Consider the following 15879-nt stretch of genomic DNA (forward strand, 5'->3'; position numbering starts at 1 on the left):
CGGTCCTGCCGCTCTGCTCGCTCACGACCCCCCCATCCACCTGAGCCGACGGTAGAACGTTCCCGGATCTCCCCCGTACGGAGAAAGCTGCCAACAGTCAGCCCAAAGGTTGGCTCTTCCTGACAGACGGTCCCATCCGCCACAATCACGTCATGGAACCTCCCGTTCGTCTGGCGAGCACTGGAACGATCACTCACGGCGTCGCGGTCGGCGAGGTCCTCGGCGTCTCGACACTGGCCGGAGCCCGGCTGATCGCCGGAGAACGGGGTCTGGGCCGGGTCGTGCAGCGGCTCAACGTGATGGAGGTTCCCGACGTCCTGGCCTGGGTGAAGCCGCACGAACTGCTCCTCACCACCGGCTATCCGCTGCGCAACACCCCCCAGTCGCTCGACCGGCTCGTGGCCGACCTGGACGAACGCGGCCTGGCCGCGCTGGCGATCAAACTCGGCCGCTATCTGGACCGGCTGCCCGACGAGATGGTCAGGCAGGCCGACCGGCTGGGCTTCCCGCTGATCCAGCTCCCCGACGACGTCGGCTTCGACGACATCCTCAACCAGGTCCTCACCGACATCCTCAACCGGCAGGCCGCCGTGCTGGCCAGGGCAGAGGAGGCGCACCGGGCGCTGGTCCAGGTGGTGCTCGCCGGGGGCGGGCTGCGCGAGGTGACCGCCGAGGTCACCGCGCTGCTGGGCGTGGCCGTGGCCGTGCTGGACGGGGCCGGTCAGGTGCTGGCCGCCGCGGGCCCCGCCGAGCAGGTGGCCCTGCTGCGCGCCGACCCCGACGGCCTCCACACCTCGGTCCCCGTCGTCGCGGGCGGCCACCACCACGGCCGGATCGTCGCCTGCGACGCCGCGGGGGCGATCGGTGACAGCGACGTCGGCATCCTGGAACGTGCCGCCACGGTCGCCGCGCTCGTGGTGACCCGGCAGGAGGCGGTCAACGCGGTGGAGAGCAAGTACCGCGCGGACTTCCTGCGCGACGTGCTCGCCGGCCGGGCCGGAGGTTCCGAGCGGGTCGTCGCGCGGGCCAGGGCCTTCGGCTGGGATCTGGAGCGCCCGGTCACCGTGCTGGTGGCCGAGCTCGACCCCGAGGGCGACGAGCGTGTCGCCCAGGACCGCCTGGTCACCTGCTGGACCAGTGCGATGCGCCGCCACGACCGGCGCGGCGCGGTGGCCGGCTTCTCCCACGAGGTCGTCACCGTCGTGGGCGCGGGCGTCGACACCGCGCGCCTCGCCAAGGACGCCGTCACGGCCTTCGCCGAATGCCTGCCCGCCACCTTCTCCACCGGTGCCAGCCGTACCGCCGCCGGGGCCGAGGCGCTGCCCGAGGCGTACGGCCAGGCACTGAAGGCGGCCAAGGTGGGCCGCCAGCTGCACGGCCCCGGCGCGGTCGCCCACTTCGACCAGCTCGGCGTCTACCGCCTGCTCTCCCTGGTCAGCGACACCGCCGAGCTGCACGCCTTCGTCCGCGAGACCCTCGGCCCGCTCGCCTCCGACACCGACGCCGAGAGCGGTGATCTCCGCCGGACCCTCCAGGTGCTGCTGGAGACCAACCTCAACGTCGCCGAGACGGCCCGCAGGCTGCACTTTCACTACAACACGCTGCGCTATCGGATCGGCAAGCTGGAACGGATGCTCGGGAACTTCACCGAGGACGCCCACCTGCGGCTGAACCTCACCCTCGCGCTGCACGTCCTGCGGATGCGCGGCATCTAGACTCTCGATGGTGAACGAGACCTTTGAGCTGGAAACCGACTACATCCCGCTGTGTGATCTGCTGAAGTACTGCGCCGTCACCGACACCGGCGGCCAGGCCAAGCACTTCATCGCCGAGGGCAACGTCATGGTCGACGGCGAGGTCGAACTCCGGAAGACCTGCAAGATCCGCGCGGGCCAGGTCGTGGCGGGTGACGGCTTCGAGATCCACGTGATCGCCCCCGGCGCCTGACCTCCGGCCGGGTGCCGCCGGCCGGCGCACAAGGCGTTCACCGGTCGGCGCCTCAGATTTGGCAGATCATGACGGTGTAAGGGAATGGTCGCCGACCTAATGTGCCCGCAACGACAGCATGGGGATTCGCCGGAGGGATGCCTGCGGGGCGGACACCGACCGACGGCCCGGTGAGAGGTAGGGCTTGATGGTTGCAGGTTGGAAGGAACACGGAGACGGCAGGACCCTGGCGCCGGGAGAGGTCGTCAGGCCGGACGAGCGGCTGTCCTGGCCGCGCATGCTGGGGTTCGGGGCGCAGCACGTCGTCGCGATGTTCGGCGCGACGTTCGTCTTCCCGCTGGTCATGGGGCTCGACCCCAACGTGGCCATCATGTTCTCCGGTGTCGCGACGATCATGTTCCTGCTCATCGTGAACGGGAGGATCCCCAGCTACCTCGGGACGAGCGCCTCGTTCGTGGGAGGGGTTCTCGCCATCCGGGCGCTGTACGGCGGTGACACGCCCGCGGCCGACGCGATCGTCACCGGGGCGATCCTCGTCGTCGGCCTGGTGCTCGCGCTCGTGGGTGTGGCGATCCACTACCTGGGCGTGCAGATCATCAACCGGATCTTCCCGCCGGTGGTGACCGGCGCGGTCGTCATGCTGATCGGGTTCGGCCTGGCCTACGTCGTCGCAGACGTCTACTGGCCGCAGGACCAGTGGATCGCCCTGATCACGATGACCGTCACCTTCGTGATCATCGTGGTCTTCAAGGGCTTCGTCGGCCGGATCGGCATCCTGCTCGGCCTGGTCACCGGTTTCCTCCTCTCCTGGGGGGCCGACAGGATCTTCGGGAACATCACCGCCTACAACGCGGTCACCGCCAAGGTCGACACGCATCCGCGGGTGAGCTTCGCCGCCGTGGCGGACGCCCCCTGGATCGGATGGCCCGGCACCCACCTGCCCGACATCAGGTTCTCCGCCGTGCTGCTGGTGCTCCCGGCCGTGATCGCGCTGATCGCGGAGAACGTGGGCCACGTCAAGGCGGTCGGGGAGATGACCGGTGTCGACGTGGACCCCTACATGGGCCGGGCGATCATGGGTGACGGTGTCGCCACCGCGGTCGCCGGCACGTTCGGAGGTTCCCCGACCACCACCTACGCCGAGAACATCGGGGTGATGGCCGCGACGAGGGTCTACTCCACGGCCGCCTACTACATCGCGGCCGTCATCGCGATCCTGTTCGGCCTCTGCCCCAAGTTCGGCGCGCTGATCGCGGCGACCCCGGGCGGGGTGCTCGGCGGCATCACCGTGATCCTTTACGGCATGATCGGCCTGCTCGGCGCGAAGATCTGGGTCGAGAACCGCGTCGACTTCTCAGACCCGATCAACATGGTGCCGATCGGCGCGGGCATCATCCTCGCCATCGGCCCGGTCAGGCACATGGTCGGCTCCACCTTCGCGCTGGAGGGCATCGCGCTGGGCACCATCGTGGTGGTGGGGGGCTATCACCTGCTGCGGGCGCTGTCCCGCACGGGGGCGGACGCCTCCGCCGGGCCGGTCTCGCACGAGCGAGAGGCGTCCGGGTGAAGCCGTCCCCCTTCGACTATCACGCCCCCCGCTCCGTCGGCGAGGCGCTGAAGACCCTCGCCGACGCCGGGGAGCACGGCAAGGTGCTCGCGGGCGGCCAGAGCCTGATCCCGATGCTGAACATGCGGCTGGCGGCCCCCGGGCACATCGTCGACATCAACCGGCTCACCGAGCTGGCCGCCGTCACCGTGGAGCCGGGCGGCGTCCGGACCGGCGCGCTGGCCAGGCACGCCCAGGTGGAGCGTTCCCGGCCGGTCGCCGCGGCACAGCCCCTGCTCCGCCAGGCGCTCCGGCTGGTCGCGCACCCGGTGATCCGCAACCGGGGCACCGTGGTCGGCAGCCTGGTGCACGCCGACCCCGCCGCCGAACTGCCCGCCGTGCTCGCCCTGCTCGGCGGCTCGGTACGGCTGGCACGCCCCGGCGCCGTCAGGGACGTCTCCGCCGCCGACTTCTTCACCGGCCCCCTGGAGTCGGCGATCGAGCCGGGTGAACTGGCCGTCTCCGCCCTGTTCCCCGCGCTGCCCCCGCGCTCGGGCACCGCCTTCCACGAGGTGGCCAGGCGGCACGGCGACTACGCCCTGGCCGGGGTCGCGGCACTGGTCCGGCTCGACGACGACCTGCGGATCGCCGCAGCCCGGGTGGCGTGTGTGGGTGTGGGCCCCGTCCCGATGCTCGCCGACGTCACCGAGGTCTGCGGCCACCGGCCGCCGGGCTCGGCCGACTGGGGCGCGGCGGCGCGGGCCGTACGGGCGCGGGTCGAACCGGAGGCGGACATCCACGCGAGCGCCGACTACCGGCGGCACCTGGTCGGGGTGCTGGCGGAGCGGGCACTGCGTGACGCGGCAGGGGAGGCGGCCGATGGGTAAGACGGCGGACATCGCGATCACACTGACCGTGAACGGCCTGGTACGGCGGGTCGAGGTGCCCGGCCGGCGGCTGCTGTCCGACTGCATCCGGCACGACCTCGGGCTGACCGGCACGCACGTCGGGTGCGAGCACGGGGTCTGCGGGTGCTGCACGGTGCTGCTGGACGGGGAGCCGGTCCGTTCCTGCCTGATGTTCGCGGTGACCGCCGACGGGCACGACATCACCACCGTGGAGGGGCTCGCCGGCCCCGGCGGCGCGATGTCGCCCGTGCAGCGGGCCTTCGCCGAATGCCACGGCCTGCAGTGCGGTTTCTGCACCCCGGGTTTCCTGTGCACGGTCACCGCCCTGCTCCGGGAGAACCCGGCGCCGACCAGGGAGGAGGTGCTGGAGGGCGTCTCCGGCAACCTGTGCCGGTGTACGGGCTACCAGAACATCGTCAGGTCCGTTCACCGCGCGGCCGAGATCCTCGCGGAGGAGTCGTGAGCGAGCGGAGCGGGGGTCCCGCAAACGCGGGGAGGTCCGGGGCTTCCGGAGTCCCGGAACTCCCCGGGAGGCCGGGGGCGCCGGAGACCGGCATGCCGCCGGACGGGGAGAACATGACGACCAAGCTGTTCGGCGAGCCGGTACGGCGCCGGGAGGACCCCCGGCTGCTGACCGGCCGTGGACGCTACGTGGACGATCTCGGCGCGGGCGCGCTGGAGGTCGCGTTCGTCCGGTCCCCGCACGCGCACGCCCTGATCCGCGACATCGACGTCTCGGCCGCGATCGACGTGGACGGCCTGGTGGCGATCTACACCTGGGAGGACCTGCCGGCCCTGCTCGCCGAACCGCTGCCGCTGCTCATCCCGCACCCGGCCCTGACCCACGGCCGTACCGCCCGGCCGCTCGCGCGTGACGTCGTCCGGCATGTCGGCGAGCCCGTCGTGATGGTCGTCGCCCGCGACCGCTATCTCGCCGAGGACGCCTGCGGGCTTGTCCGGGTGGACTACGAGGTCCGCGAGCCGGTGGTCGGCCTGACGGTGGCGGCGGAGTCCGCCCGGCTCGTCCACGACGACGTGCCGGGCAACGTGGGCGCGCACCTGGTGCAGGAGGTGCCCTCGGCGGCCGGGCTCGGCGCGCGGGAGGCGATCGAGGCCGCGCCGCACACGCTGGCCTTCCGGCTCGACATCGAGCGGAGCGCGTCCATGCCGCTGGAGGGGCGGGGCGTGTACGCCCGGTGGGACGCCGACGACGAGTCCCTGCGCGTGTATTCGAGCACCCAGACCTCCACCAGCGTCCGGATGGCGATCGCGGCCAAGCTCGGCCTGCCGCTGCCCAAGGTCGAGGTGATCGCCCCCGACGTGGGCGGCGGCTTCGGCGTCAAGATCGTGCATCCGTGGCCGGAGGAGGTGCTGGTCCCGTGGGCGGCCATCCGGCTCGGCCGGGAGGTGAAGTGGACCGAGGACCGGCGCGAGCACTTCGTCGCCGCCGCGCACGAGCGGGCCCAGGCGCAGTCCGTCCGGGTCGGCTTCGACGACGACGGCCGGGTGCTCGGCCTGGAGGTCGACATCCTGCACGACCACGGCGCCTACACGCCGTACGGGATCATCGTGCCGATCATCACCTCCACCCAGCTCCTGGGCCCCTACAAGATCGGCGCCTACCGGGTCGAGTTCTCCTCCGTCTACACCAACACCGTCCAGGTCACGCCCTACCGGGGCGCGGGCCGCCCGCAGGCCGTCTTCTGCATGGAGCGGACGATGGACCACATCGCCGAGTATCTGGGGGCCGATCGTACGGCGGTGCGCGAGGCCAACTTCATCCAGCCGGACGAGTTCCCCTACGACCAGGGGATGACCTTCCAGGACGGCCGCCCGCTGATCTACGACAGCGGCGACTACCCCCGGTCGCTGCGGATGCTCAAGGAGCTCATCGGCTGGGACTCCTTCCCCGGGCTGAAGGCCGCCGCCGCGGCCGAGGGGCGCAGCCTGGGGATCGGCCTCGGCTGCTATGTCGAGGGCACCGGGGTCGGGCCGTACGAGGGCGGTCACGTCCAGATCACCTCCGACGGCCGGGTGCACGTCTCCACCGGCCTGACCTCTCAGGGGCAGGGGCACGAGACGGTGTTCGCCCAGGTCGCGGCGGCCGAGCTGGGCGTGCCGCTGGAGCGGGTCTCGGTGGTCACCGGCGACACCCGCAGGTTCGGCTACGCGGTCGGCACGTTCGCCTCGCGGGCGGCGGTGATGAGCGGCAACGCCATCGCGCTGGCGTGCCGCAAGGTCAGGGAGAAGGCCCTGCGGATCGCCGCGGAGGCGCTGGAGGCCGATCCGCGCGACCTGGAGATCGTCGACGGTGAGGTGCGGGTGATGGGTTCGCCCGGCGCCTCCATCCCGCTGGCGACCGTGGCGGTGCTGTCCAACCCGCTGCGCTACGCCTTCGACTCCGAGGCGGCCCGCGCGACCCAGTTCGCGGGCACCCCCTCCCCCGACAGGCCGCCGGTCGCCGAGGGGGAGGAGCCGGGCCTTGAGGGCCGCGACTACTACTCGCCGATCCGCTCGACCTTCGCCTCCGGCATGCACGCGGCGATCGTCGAGACCGACCCGCTGACGGCCGAGATCCGTATCCTGCGCTACGCGGTCGTCCACGACTGCGGCAACCTGATCAACCCGATGATCGTCGAGGGGCAGATCCACGGCGGTGTCGCCCAGGGCGTCGGCGGCGCGCTGTACGAGCGGATGGTCTACGACGAGCACGGCCAGCTGCTGAACGCCTCGTTCATGGACTTCCTCATGCCCTACGCGACGGAGATCCCGTTCGTGGAGACCGCCCACCTGCAGACTCCGTCCCCGCTCAACCCCCTCGGGGTCAAGGGCGCCGGCGAGGCGGGCGTCATCCCGGTGTCGGCGGTCATCGCCTCGGCCGTCGAGGACGCCGAGGGGATCCGGATCGACAGGATGCCGATCTCTCCGTCGGAGCTGTTCGACTTGCGCCGGGGCGCCTCCCGGACCCGGCCCGACCCCCCGTGACGGTCTCGCCGGGTCGCATCCGACCCCCGTGACGGTCCCGCCCGATCGCGTCCGGCTCCCCGTGGCGGTTCCGCCGGACTCTCCGCGCCGATCCGCCGGCACCCTGCCGGGCCGGTGGGACCGGCGGCGTCAGGACACCTCGGCGGTCAGGCGCCTGCGGAACACCCAGTACGACCAGACCTGGTAACCGAGCACGAAGGGCAGCGCGATCAGCCCGATGCAGGTCAGCATGCCCAGCGTGTAGGGGCCGGAGGCGGCCTCGGCGACGGTCAGGCCGGGCAGAGGGGCGGGCCAGAGGGCGCCGAACAGGGCGGCGGAGCCCAGCGCGACGGCCGAGGCGGTGGCGGTGAACGCCCACCCGTCCCGGCCGCGCCAGGTCAGCGCGGTCCCGGCGGCCAGCGCCGCCATCGCGGCCAGCGAGCACGCCCAGAGCCACGGGGAGGCGGCCCAGTCGGTGCCCTTCCCCGTGGCGGGGATGTTGGACAGCGCCACCACCGCGACGGGCAGCGCCACCGCGGAGGCGGTCATCGCGGTACGGCGGGCCCGGGCGCGCACCGGGCCCGAGGTCTTGAGCGTGACGAAGACCGCGCCGTGCAGCACGCACAGGGAGAGTGAGAACGCCCCGCCGACCAGCGCGGCCGTCGCGCTGCCCCGGAGCAGGTCCGCGAAGACCGCGCCCCAGAGGAACGCCGGGAGACCGCTGCCGACCAGGACGCCCAGGTCGCACCAGAAGCGGTCGGAGGCGTGGTGGACCTTGCCCCGCCACTCCAGGCCGACGCCGCGCACGATCAGCCCTACCAGGACCAGCACGAGCGGCAGGTAGAACTCGCTGAGCAGTCCCGCGTACCACGCGGGAAAGGCGGCGAACATCGCGCCCACCGCGGTGATCAGCCAGACCTCGTTGCCGTCCCAGACGGGGCCGATCGTGCCGAGCACCTGCCGGCGCTCGGCCTCGTTACGCGACAGCACCGGGAGCAGCAGGCCCACGCCGAAGTCGAACCCCTCCAGGACGAAGTAGCCGGTCCAGAGGAACGCGATGACCGCGAACCAGAACGTGGTGAGTTCCATCGTCTCCGCCTTCAGTACATGAGGGTCGGCTGGAGCAGCGGGGACGTCTCCCCGCCGTCCCCGGCGTCGGCGCCCCAGCCGGAGGGCGGTACGCGGGGGGGATCGGCCGGGGCGGGTTCGGGGCCCGCCTTGACGTGGCGGACGAGCAGCACGGCCTCGGCCAGCGCGAGCGCGCCGTACAGGGCGGTGAAGATCGCCAGTGAGATGGCCACCTCGCCCAGGCCGACGCCCGGCGACACGCTCGCGGCGGTCAGCAACTCACCCTGGACGGTCCACGGCTGGCGGCCGATCTCGCTGAGCAGCCAGCCGGCGGTCATCGCGGCGGTCGGCAGCGGCAGCCCCAGCAGGCAGGCGCGGGCGAACCACGCGGGGATCTCGCGCGGCGGCCCCGGGTTCCGGCGGCGCCTGCGGGTCAGCCAGAGGCCGAGAACGGACAGGCCCACCGTGGTCATGCCGAAGACGATCATCACGCGGAAGGACCAGAAGACCACCGGCAGGTTGGGCCGGTAGTCGGCGGGGCCGAACCGCTCGGTGAACCGCGCCTGCAGGTCCTCGGTGCCGCCGACGACCGCCCCGGGGTCGCCGGTGGACAGGAAGCTCAGCAGCATGGGGATCTCCACCCCGGGCACCGGTGAGAACGGCGCGGCGGCCGTGTCGTGCCTGAGCCCCTCGGCGGCGGCCAGCTTCATCGGCTGCTGCTCGTACAGCAGTTTCGCGGACATGTCCCCGCTGCCCGCGACCACGGCCCCCGCGATCGCCGTCATGAGCAGCGCGGCCCGCATCGGGGTCCGCCACACGTCCACCCGGCTCCGCCGGTCGGGCCCGGCCGGGCCGGGACCGTTCCGGCGCTCCCGCAGGATTCGGTAGCCGCACACCGCCAGCACGAACCCGCCCGCGACCACGAAGGCCGCGGCCACCACGTGGGGCACCTGGGCGAGCGCGGTGGAGTTGGTGAGCACCGCCCACAGATCCGTCATGCGCGCTCTGCCGTCGACCACCTCGTAGCCGACGGGGTGCTTCATCCAGGCGTTGGCGGCGAGGATGAAGTAGGCCGACAGGTTGGAGCCGATGACCGCCGCCCAGATGGTGGCCAGGTGGACGCGTTTGGGGAGCTTGTCCCAGCCGAAGATCCAGAGGCCGAGGAAGGTCGACTCCAGGAAGAAGGCGAGCAGCGCCTCCAGGGCCAGCGGGGCGCCGAAGACGTCACCGACGAAGATCGAGTACTCGCTCCAGTTCATACCGAACTGGAACTCCTGCACGATGCCGGTGACCACGCCCATCGCGAAGTTGATCAGGAAGAGCTTCCCGAAGAACTTGGTGAGCGTCAGGTAGTGCTCCTTGCCGGTGCGGTGCCATGCCGTCTGCAGTCCGGCGACGAAGACCCCGAGGCCGATCGTCAGGGGCACGAACAGAAAGTGGTACACGGTGGTGACCCCGAACTGCCACCGTGCCAGGTCCAGTGCGTCCATCTTCCCCTCACGGATATGGAGCTCTACAAGTTGTAGTTCTACCAACAGTAGTACTACAAGCTGTAGAGCATCGGGAGAGGGGGGCGCCGCGAGCCCCTGCGATCCTTGTCACATGGTCCGGTGCGGGACCGCACTTCCCGGCCGGACCGGGATCATCCCCTCGGGCTCGCGGCGCCGGCTCCTTCCCCGCCGCCCGGGACGGTTCCCGGACGTCCCGGACGGAGCGGATGTGGCGCCCTCCGTTCCGGGAGCGCTCGCCGGTCAACGGTCCCCGCGAGCACATGACCCATGGTGGGGCACGCGGTGCCGGCCGGGCGTCAGCCGCTGGGGTGACCTCGGGGTACGCCGGGCGGCGGACCCCGGCCCCGTCCCTCGCCGGAGACGGGGAGTCCGGGGGTGTGCGGGGGCCGGGGGAGCCCGGGGGCGGGAGGGGGCACGAGAACGCGGGGGAGCGCCGGGGGAGCGCGGGCCCGCGGTCGGCGGCGGGCTATCCGGTCGCGGCCCTCAGGTAGGCGTCGAGGTTGCCCAGCTCGAAGCCCCGCCGCCTGATCTTGTCGACCAGGACGCGGAAGTCCCGCGACAGGTTGGGCCGGAAGTGCATCAGCAGCACGTCACCCGGGCGGAGTTTCTTGTCGGGCACCTGATAGGCGATCTTCCCGCCCGGCTGCACGGTGGCGGTCCAGAGCAGGAGGGCGTGGACGCCGCAGGACTTGGCCGCCCTGCGGGTCAGGACGTTCTGGTTGCCGAACGGCGGCCGGAAGAGGGTGGGCGGGCTCCCCGTCCGCCTGCGGATCAGCCGGGAGGCGCCGCAGATCTCGGCCCGCTGCCCCTCGTAGCCGAGAGCCGTCAGGTTCGGATGGGTCAGCGTGTGGTTCTCGATCATCGCTCCCGCGTCGCGCAGGTCGCGCACGTAGTCCCACTTGCCCGCCCCCAGGAACCTGCCGCCCTGGACGGTCGGGTCGGCGGCGCCCCTGGCCTCCACGGCGTCGCGGGTGACGAAGGCCGCGACCGGGATCCGCCGGTCGCGGACCTGGGCGAGGAAGCCCGGATCCTGCTCCCAGCCGTCGTCGATGGTGAGGAAGACGACCTTTCGCTCGGTCGGGATGGAGCTGATCACCGGTGGCAGCCCGTCCGCGGGCCGGGGGATTCGGCCGACCTCTCCCGGTCTGGGCAGCGCGCCCGGCGGTCCCGGCGGACGGGTGGGAGAGACGGTGGGGTGGAGGGTGGCGCGGGGAGAGGCGGGGGCGGTCTCCGCGCCGGGAGCGTGGCCCGCGTCGCGGGGGCCGGCCGTGCATCCCGCGCCCGCCGCCAGCGCCGTCAGCGCGGCCCCCGTCCTGATCGTCCATGACGTCCCCGATGCCATGGGCCACCATCCTGCCAGCAGCGGGGGCTCCAACCGGCCAGTGAAACGCTCATCAGATCATCTGTCGGGAATATCGCTTTCGCGAGCAAATGGGCGCTATGTGGTCTGGTGTCCTTGAGGCTGTCCGCCGGACCCCGATCCGGCTCCGGCCGATCCGACCTGAGGTGATGCGCGTCCGAGGGGGGTCGGCACTACTGTGAGCTGGGGAGGAGGCAGGGGTGTGCGGTCATGGTAAATATCGGAATTCTGTGAAGCCCCTATTCCCAGGGCTGTTCGTGGATTTATCCAGTTATTTGGTTATTCGGCGCGCAAGGCTGATGTAGTGCTGTGCAGTGATCCGGCTCAACCGAGGAGAAGCGTGACCAACTCAACCGTGATCGGCCCCGCGGACCGATCGGCCGGTGCCGGGGACGGGGCGCGGGGCAGCGACTTCGCACGCCTGTCGCGCCGCATCGCCAAGGCGGGGCTGATGGACCGGCGCCCCGGCTACTACACCCTGCGGCTCGGTCTCGTCGGCACCCTGTTCGTCGCCGGCTGGGCCGCCTTCTTCGTGGTGGGCGACTCCTGGTACCAGCTTCTGGTGGCGGCCTTCCTGGCACTCGTGTTCGCCCAGGTCGCGCTGGTCGCGCACGACCTGGCCCACCGGCAGGTCTTCCGTACTCGCCAGGCCGGTCAGGCCGCCGGTCTGCTGGTCGGGAACCTCGGCATCGGGATGAGCTACGGCTGGTGGATGGACAAGCACACCCGCCACCACGCCCACCCCAACCACGAGGAGCACGACCCCGACGTCTCTCCCGACGTCCTGGTCTGGTCGGTCGAGCAGGCCGAGGCCAGCCGGGGGCTGCCCAGGTTCATCGGCCGCAGGCAGGCGTTCCTGTTCTTCCCGCTCCTCACCCTTGAGGGGTTCAACCTGCACGTGGCCAGTTTCCGGGCGCTGAGGCGCCCCTCGCTGAAGCATCGGGCGCTGGAGGCCGGGCTGCTGCTCGCGCACGTCGCGGCGTACCTGGCCGCCCTGTTCACCGTGCTGTCGCCGGGCAGGGCGGTGGTGTTCCTCCTGGTGCACCAGGCGATCTTCGGCGTCTACCTGGGCTGCACCTTCGCCCCCAACCACAAGGGGATGCCGATGCTCACCGGTGAGGACGAGCTCGACTTCCTCCGGCGCCAGGTGCTGACCTCGCGCAACGTGCGCGGCGGATGGGTGGTGGACACCCTGCTGGGCGGCCTGAACTACCAGATCGAGCACCACCTGTTCCCCGGCATGCCGACCCCCAACCTGCGCCGGGCCCAGCCGATCGTCAAGGAGTACTGCGCGGAGCTGAAGATCCCCTACCTGGAGTGCGGGCTGGCCGATTCCTACGGCCAGGTGCTGCGGCACCTGCACGAGGTGGGGGCGCCCCTGAGGGCCGGCGGGCGCCGCGCCACCGAAAGCGCCTGAACGCGCCACTGAACCCGCCACCCGAACACGTGGCCCGAAGACGCCGCTCGAACGGGTTGCCCGGACGTCGCCCGAGCGGAGCCGTGCCGGGGCCGCGCTGTGACAACCGCACGCCCCGCCGGCGGGCAGATGTTGCTGTTATCCATCCGGCGGGTGATTGCCTAGGGTGCTGATGTGAAGCTCGCAGGCAGTGCCGTGCTCGGCATCGACAGAGATCGCGTGTGGTCCGCGCTCCAGAACCCGGCCGTGCTCGCGCGCACGATTCCGGGCTGCGAGCGCCTGGAGGAGACGGGGCCCGACACCTACCGGATGACGGTCACCGCGGGGGTGGCCTCGATCAGGGGCGTCTACCAGGGGGAGGTCGCCCTGTCCGAGCCCGAGGCCCCCCGGCGGTTCGTGCTCAGGGCCCGAGGTCAGGGCGCCCCCGGCACCGTGGAGGCCACCGTGCGGGTCCGGCTCAGCGAGGTCGGCGGCGGCACCCGGATCGACTACGACGCCGAGGCCGTGATCGGCGGCATGATCGGGGGAGTCGGCCAGCGCATGCTCAGCTCGGTCGCCAAGAAGACCGCCGGCGAGTTCTTCTCCGCCGTCGAGAGCCATCTTTCGGACGGTTCCCTCCCCGCCGGAGCCGGAGCCGGAGCCGAGGACAGGGATGGGACCGGGGACAGGGACGGGGCCGGGGACAGGGACGGGGCCGAGCAGGTCGGGACCGGGCGCGTCTTCGAGCGTCCCGCCGGGCAGCCCAGGACACCGGGCCCGGCGTGGCCGGTCCTGGCCGCGTTCGGTATGGGCGCGGGCGTCGCGCTCGGCAGCGCGGTGATCGGCTGGCTGCTCGGCCGTACCGGCAGGAGGGCTTGAGTCTCCAGCGGCGTCACGCGCTCGGCGACCCCTTTACGGGCCTGGTCTCCAGGCCCGGCGGCACCGGCCCCGGACGCGGAAACCTCGCGCGGGCCGGAGTCGCGACGTAGCCTGGCCGGTATGCGCGAGGAACGTGCGGAGGATGCTCGGACCGAGGCCAGAAGACTGATCCATGACCTGTTGGGCGAGGAGCGACTCGGCGCCGTGGCCCTGCTCGGCGAGGCGGAGGCCGTACTCGGCGCCGGCCGTGTCGCACACTGCGCCGACCTCGCCCGCGGTGCCCCCCTCACCCGCAGGTCCACCGAGCTCGCGGCGCTGGCCGGGCTGCTGGTCGGCACCCGTGACCTGGGCGGCGAGTGGTGGCGGCGGGCGCGGGGGGAGAAGCTGCCCTCGCCGGACGAGGTGCTGGGCACCGCGACCGCGATCGACCCGTGGAGCGACCTGACCGTGCTGGAGATGCTCGCCGCCTGGATCGCCGACGACGCCGCGGACGAGGTCTGGGGGCGGCCGGTCGCGGCGGCCGACCTCAACTCCTGGCAGGCCGAGGACCGGGTCGAGCTCCCCCCCGACGCCGTCCCGGGGCGGCGGATCGTGATCTCCTTCGACGCGGGCGGCCGGCTCGACGCGGTGGTGGTCGAACGTCAGGGCGGCGAGCTCGGCTCCAACCTGGACTTTCACTCCCTGCGCTACTCCCGCCCGGCCGAGGCCCAGTGGAGCTGGGGCGTGGCGGCCGGTCTTGGCCCGCACCCGCTGGGCGGGGAGGACCCCGACCCCTACGCGCGGCCGGTGGAGCCCGCGGCCGCCGAGACGCTGCGCGCCTGGGCCCTGCGGCACGGGGCCACGGCCGACGAGGTCGGCGGGCCCTGGCGGGTCAGGGGCGAGGTCGTCACGGCGATCGAGCAGGCCGACTGGATGTGGCGCAGCGGCGAGTGGTTCGCCTGGTGGCGCGGGGTGGCCGCCCTGGTCGACGGCGAGCCCGCCCAGCTCGCCGCCCGGCTCGAAGAGATCGCCGCGGACCCTTGAGTGCCGGCGGGGCCCTCAGGAGTCGCCGAGGTCGCCGGAGCGGTAGTGGCGGCGGCAGAGGACCTGATAGCGGATCGGGGCCTCGTCCGTGCCACCGCCGTCACCGATGTCGCCGATGACCACCTGCTCGCCGGTGCGGACCAGCCTGCCGCCGGCCACACGGGCGTTCAGGCGGCCGGGCCGGCCGCACCAGCAGAGCACCTCGACCTGGAGACGGTTGATCTCGTCGGCCAGCTCGAACAGCCGCTGGGCGGCGGGGAACATCTGTGACCGGAAGTCCGAGGCCAGACCGAAGGCGTAGACGTCGACGCCGAGGTCGTCGGTGATGTCGGCCAGCTGCTCGATCTGGGCGACGGTGTAGAAGCACGCCTCGTCGCAGATCAGGTAGTCGACCCGGTGGTGTGAGCGCACCAGGGCGACCAGGTCGAGGTCCTCCTCGACCTCGACGGCCTCGCTGCCCAGCCCTATCCGGCTGGTCACCTGCGGGCCGCCGGAGCGGTCGTGCCTGGTCAGCACCAGACCGTGCCTGCCCTGGCGGTGGTGGTTGTAGTTCATCTGCAGGGCCAGCGTGGACTTGCCACAGTCCATCGGGCCGAAGTAGAAGCGCAGCACCCCGTCCCTGGTTCCGGCGGGGACGGCGGAGAGCGCGGACAGTTCGATCACGGGGCGCCAGCCTACTGGGTCGGATGTCAGAGTTTGGGCAGGCGGTGAGCTGGTAGGAATGTCGGATCCTGCGGTACAGAGCCTGACTTGGCTTGATTGTGAAAAGCGTGGGAGATTCATACTGGCCTTTCGAAAAGTGGGAGAACCTGTGACGACCGCCAAGACCTCTGCCCCGCCCCTCAACAAGACGCCCGCGGCGACGTCCTCCGCCATGCCCCCCGCCACGCAGCCAGGCGAGACCGTCGAGATCCCCAGCGCGCTCGCGGCGATGATGACGGAGGACGAGGCCGTGGCCGCCAAGGCCGAGGCGGCCCGCTGGCGCTACGGGTTCTACGTCGTCGTCACGGGCCTGCTGGTCATCCTGATCGCCTTCGCGGTCGTCGCGATACACGGCGGCGACTCGGCCGCCCCGTTCGCCGGTCTCGTCGGCGTCTCCGGCGCGATCATCGGCGCCTACTTCGGCGTGCAGGTCGGCCAGTCGGGCAAGGATCGGGTCGAGGCCGAGCTGCGCCGTACCAACGAGATGGCCATCCGCCTCGCCGCCAAGGTGCACTCCCACGACGCGGACGCGGTGATCGGCTCCACCATGGGCCCCCGCCGCCGCTGACACGTGC

General features: G+C 71.9%; 14 protein-coding genes. 10 read left to right on the forward strand and 4 right to left on the reverse strand.

The window, feature by feature from the left end:
• Window positions 1-152: 152 nt before the first annotated feature.
• The 6 genes from ACWEF2_RS12030 to cutA all read left to right on the forward strand — a co-directional run bounded on the left by ACWEF2_RS12030 (window position 153) and on the right by cutA (window position 7386).
• Complete coding sequence (locus ACWEF2_RS12030; protein ID WP_453814415.1) at window positions 153-1715, forward strand: PucR family transcriptional regulator; 1563 nt, start codon at window positions 153-155, stop codon at window positions 1713-1715.
• Between the two features lie 7 nt (window positions 1716-1722).
• Window positions 1723-1947 (forward strand): RNA-binding S4 domain-containing protein, encoded by a 225-nt coding sequence (locus ACWEF2_RS12035; RefSeq protein WP_453814417.1) that lies wholly within the window; start codon window positions 1723-1725, stop codon window positions 1945-1947.
• A 187-nt stretch (window positions 1948-2134) separates the two neighbouring features.
• Complete coding sequence (locus ACWEF2_RS12040) at window positions 2135-3514, forward strand: uracil-xanthine permease family protein (RefSeq protein WP_453814419.1); 1380 nt, start codon at window positions 2135-2137, stop codon at window positions 3512-3514.
• Window positions 3511-4380: an FAD binding domain-containing protein gene (locus ACWEF2_RS12045; protein ID WP_453814421.1), complete on the forward strand. Its 870-nt coding sequence runs from the start codon at window positions 3511-3513 to the stop codon at window positions 4378-4380. The genes ACWEF2_RS12040 and ACWEF2_RS12045 overlap by 4 nt, the downstream gene beginning before the upstream one ends.
• On the forward strand, window positions 4373-4864 hold the full coding sequence (locus ACWEF2_RS12050) for a (2Fe-2S)-binding protein (RefSeq protein ID WP_355590896.1): 492 nt from the start codon (window positions 4373-4375) through the stop codon (window positions 4862-4864). Before ACWEF2_RS12045 ends, ACWEF2_RS12050 begins: the two co-directional genes overlap by 8 nt.
• 113 nt (window positions 4865-4977) lie before the next feature.
• Window positions 4978-7386, forward strand: coding sequence for an aerobic carbon-monoxide dehydrogenase large subunit (cutA, locus tag ACWEF2_RS12055; RefSeq protein WP_453814424.1), 2409 nt, complete (start codon window positions 4978-4980; stop codon window positions 7384-7386).
• A gap of 129 nt (window positions 7387-7515) precedes the next feature.
• Here the strand turns inward: cutA and cydB are convergent, their stop codons facing one another.
• From cydB to ACWEF2_RS12070, 3 genes are all read right to left on the reverse strand, one after another.
• Window positions 7516-8454 (reverse strand): cytochrome d ubiquinol oxidase subunit II, encoded by a 939-nt coding sequence (cydB, locus tag ACWEF2_RS12060; protein ID WP_453814426.1) that lies wholly within the window; start codon window positions 8452-8454, stop codon window positions 7516-7518.
• A gap of 11 nt (window positions 8455-8465) precedes the next feature.
• A complete protein-coding gene (locus tag ACWEF2_RS12065; RefSeq protein ID WP_453814428.1) occupies window positions 8466-9923 on the reverse strand; it encodes a cytochrome ubiquinol oxidase subunit I in 1458 nt (485 codons plus the stop codon).
• A gap of 487 nt (window positions 9924-10410) precedes the next feature.
• Window positions 10411-11286 carry a polysaccharide deacetylase family protein gene (locus ACWEF2_RS12070; protein WP_453814430.1) on the reverse strand — a complete coding sequence of 292 codons (876 nt, stop codon included), beginning with the start codon at window positions 11284-11286 and terminating at the stop codon, window positions 10411-10413.
• A gap of 469 nt (window positions 11287-11755) precedes the next feature.
• Here ACWEF2_RS12070 and ACWEF2_RS12075 point away from each other — a divergent pair, with 469 nt between their 5' ends.
• From ACWEF2_RS12075 to ACWEF2_RS12085, 3 genes are all read left to right on the forward strand, one after another.
• The gene (locus ACWEF2_RS12075) at window positions 11756-12721 is read left to right on the forward strand and encodes a fatty acid desaturase family protein (protein WP_453814612.1); all 966 of its coding nucleotides are present in this window, start codon (window positions 11756-11758) and stop codon (window positions 12719-12721) included.
• Window positions 12722-12895: 174 nt separating this feature from the next.
• Window positions 12896-13579, forward strand: coding sequence for an SRPBCC family protein (locus ACWEF2_RS12080; RefSeq protein WP_453814432.1), 684 nt, complete (start codon window positions 12896-12898; stop codon window positions 13577-13579).
• Between the two features lie 120 nt (window positions 13580-13699).
• On the forward strand, window positions 13700-14602 hold the full coding sequence (locus tag ACWEF2_RS12085; RefSeq protein ID WP_453814434.1) for a hypothetical protein: 903 nt from the start codon (window positions 13700-13702) through the stop codon (window positions 14600-14602).
• Between the two features lie 15 nt (window positions 14603-14617).
• Here the strand turns inward: ACWEF2_RS12085 and ACWEF2_RS12090 are convergent, their stop codons facing one another.
• Window positions 14618-15265, reverse strand: coding sequence for a thymidine kinase (locus ACWEF2_RS12090; protein ID WP_453814435.1), 648 nt, complete (start codon window positions 15263-15265; stop codon window positions 14618-14620).
• Between the two features lie 148 nt (window positions 15266-15413).
• Here ACWEF2_RS12090 and ACWEF2_RS12095 point away from each other — a divergent pair, with 148 nt between their 5' ends.
• Window positions 15414-15872, forward strand: coding sequence for a hypothetical protein (locus tag ACWEF2_RS12095; RefSeq protein ID WP_453814437.1), 459 nt, complete (start codon window positions 15414-15416; stop codon window positions 15870-15872).
• Window positions 15873-15879: the final 7 nt, after the last annotated feature.

The organism is Streptosporangium sp. NPDC004631 (assembly GCF_053601935.1).

What these genes read in the sequence shown, in the direction of transcription:
- ACWEF2_RS12030 (WP_453814415.1), top strand. Translation starts at nt 153, where the DNA reads ATGGAACCTCCCGTTCGTCTGGCGAGCACTGGAACGATCACTCACGGC.
- ACWEF2_RS12035 (WP_453814417.1), top strand. Translation starts at nt 1,723, where the DNA reads ATGGTGAACGAGACCTTTGAGCTGGAAACCGACTACATCCCGCTGTGT.
- ACWEF2_RS12040 (WP_453814419.1), top strand. Translation starts at nt 2,135, where the DNA reads ATGGTTGCAGGTTGGAAGGAACACGGAGACGGCAGGACCCTGGCGCCG.
- ACWEF2_RS12050 (WP_355590896.1), top strand. Translation starts at nt 4,373, where the DNA reads ATGGGTAAGACGGCGGACATCGCGATCACACTGACCGTGAACGGCCTG.
- cutA (WP_453814424.1), top strand. Translation starts at nt 4,978, where the DNA reads ATGACGACCAAGCTGTTCGGCGAGCCGGTACGGCGCCGGGAGGACCCC.
- cydB (WP_453814426.1), bottom strand. Translation starts at nt 8,454, where the DNA reads ATGGAACTCACCACGTTCTGGTTCGCGGTCATCGCGTTCCTCTGGACC.
- ACWEF2_RS12065 (WP_453814428.1), bottom strand. Translation starts at nt 9,923, where the DNA reads ATGGACGCACTGGACCTGGCACGGTGGCAGTTCGGGGTCACCACCGTG.
- ACWEF2_RS12070 (WP_453814430.1), bottom strand. Translation starts at nt 11,286, where the DNA reads ATGGCATCGGGGACGTCATGGACGATCAGGACGGGGGCCGCGCTGACG.
- ACWEF2_RS12075 (WP_453814612.1), top strand. Translation starts at nt 11,756, where the DNA reads ATGGACCGGCGCCCCGGCTACTACACCCTGCGGCTCGGTCTCGTCGGC.
- ACWEF2_RS12085 (WP_453814434.1), top strand. Translation starts at nt 13,700, where the DNA reads ATGCGCGAGGAACGTGCGGAGGATGCTCGGACCGAGGCCAGAAGACTG.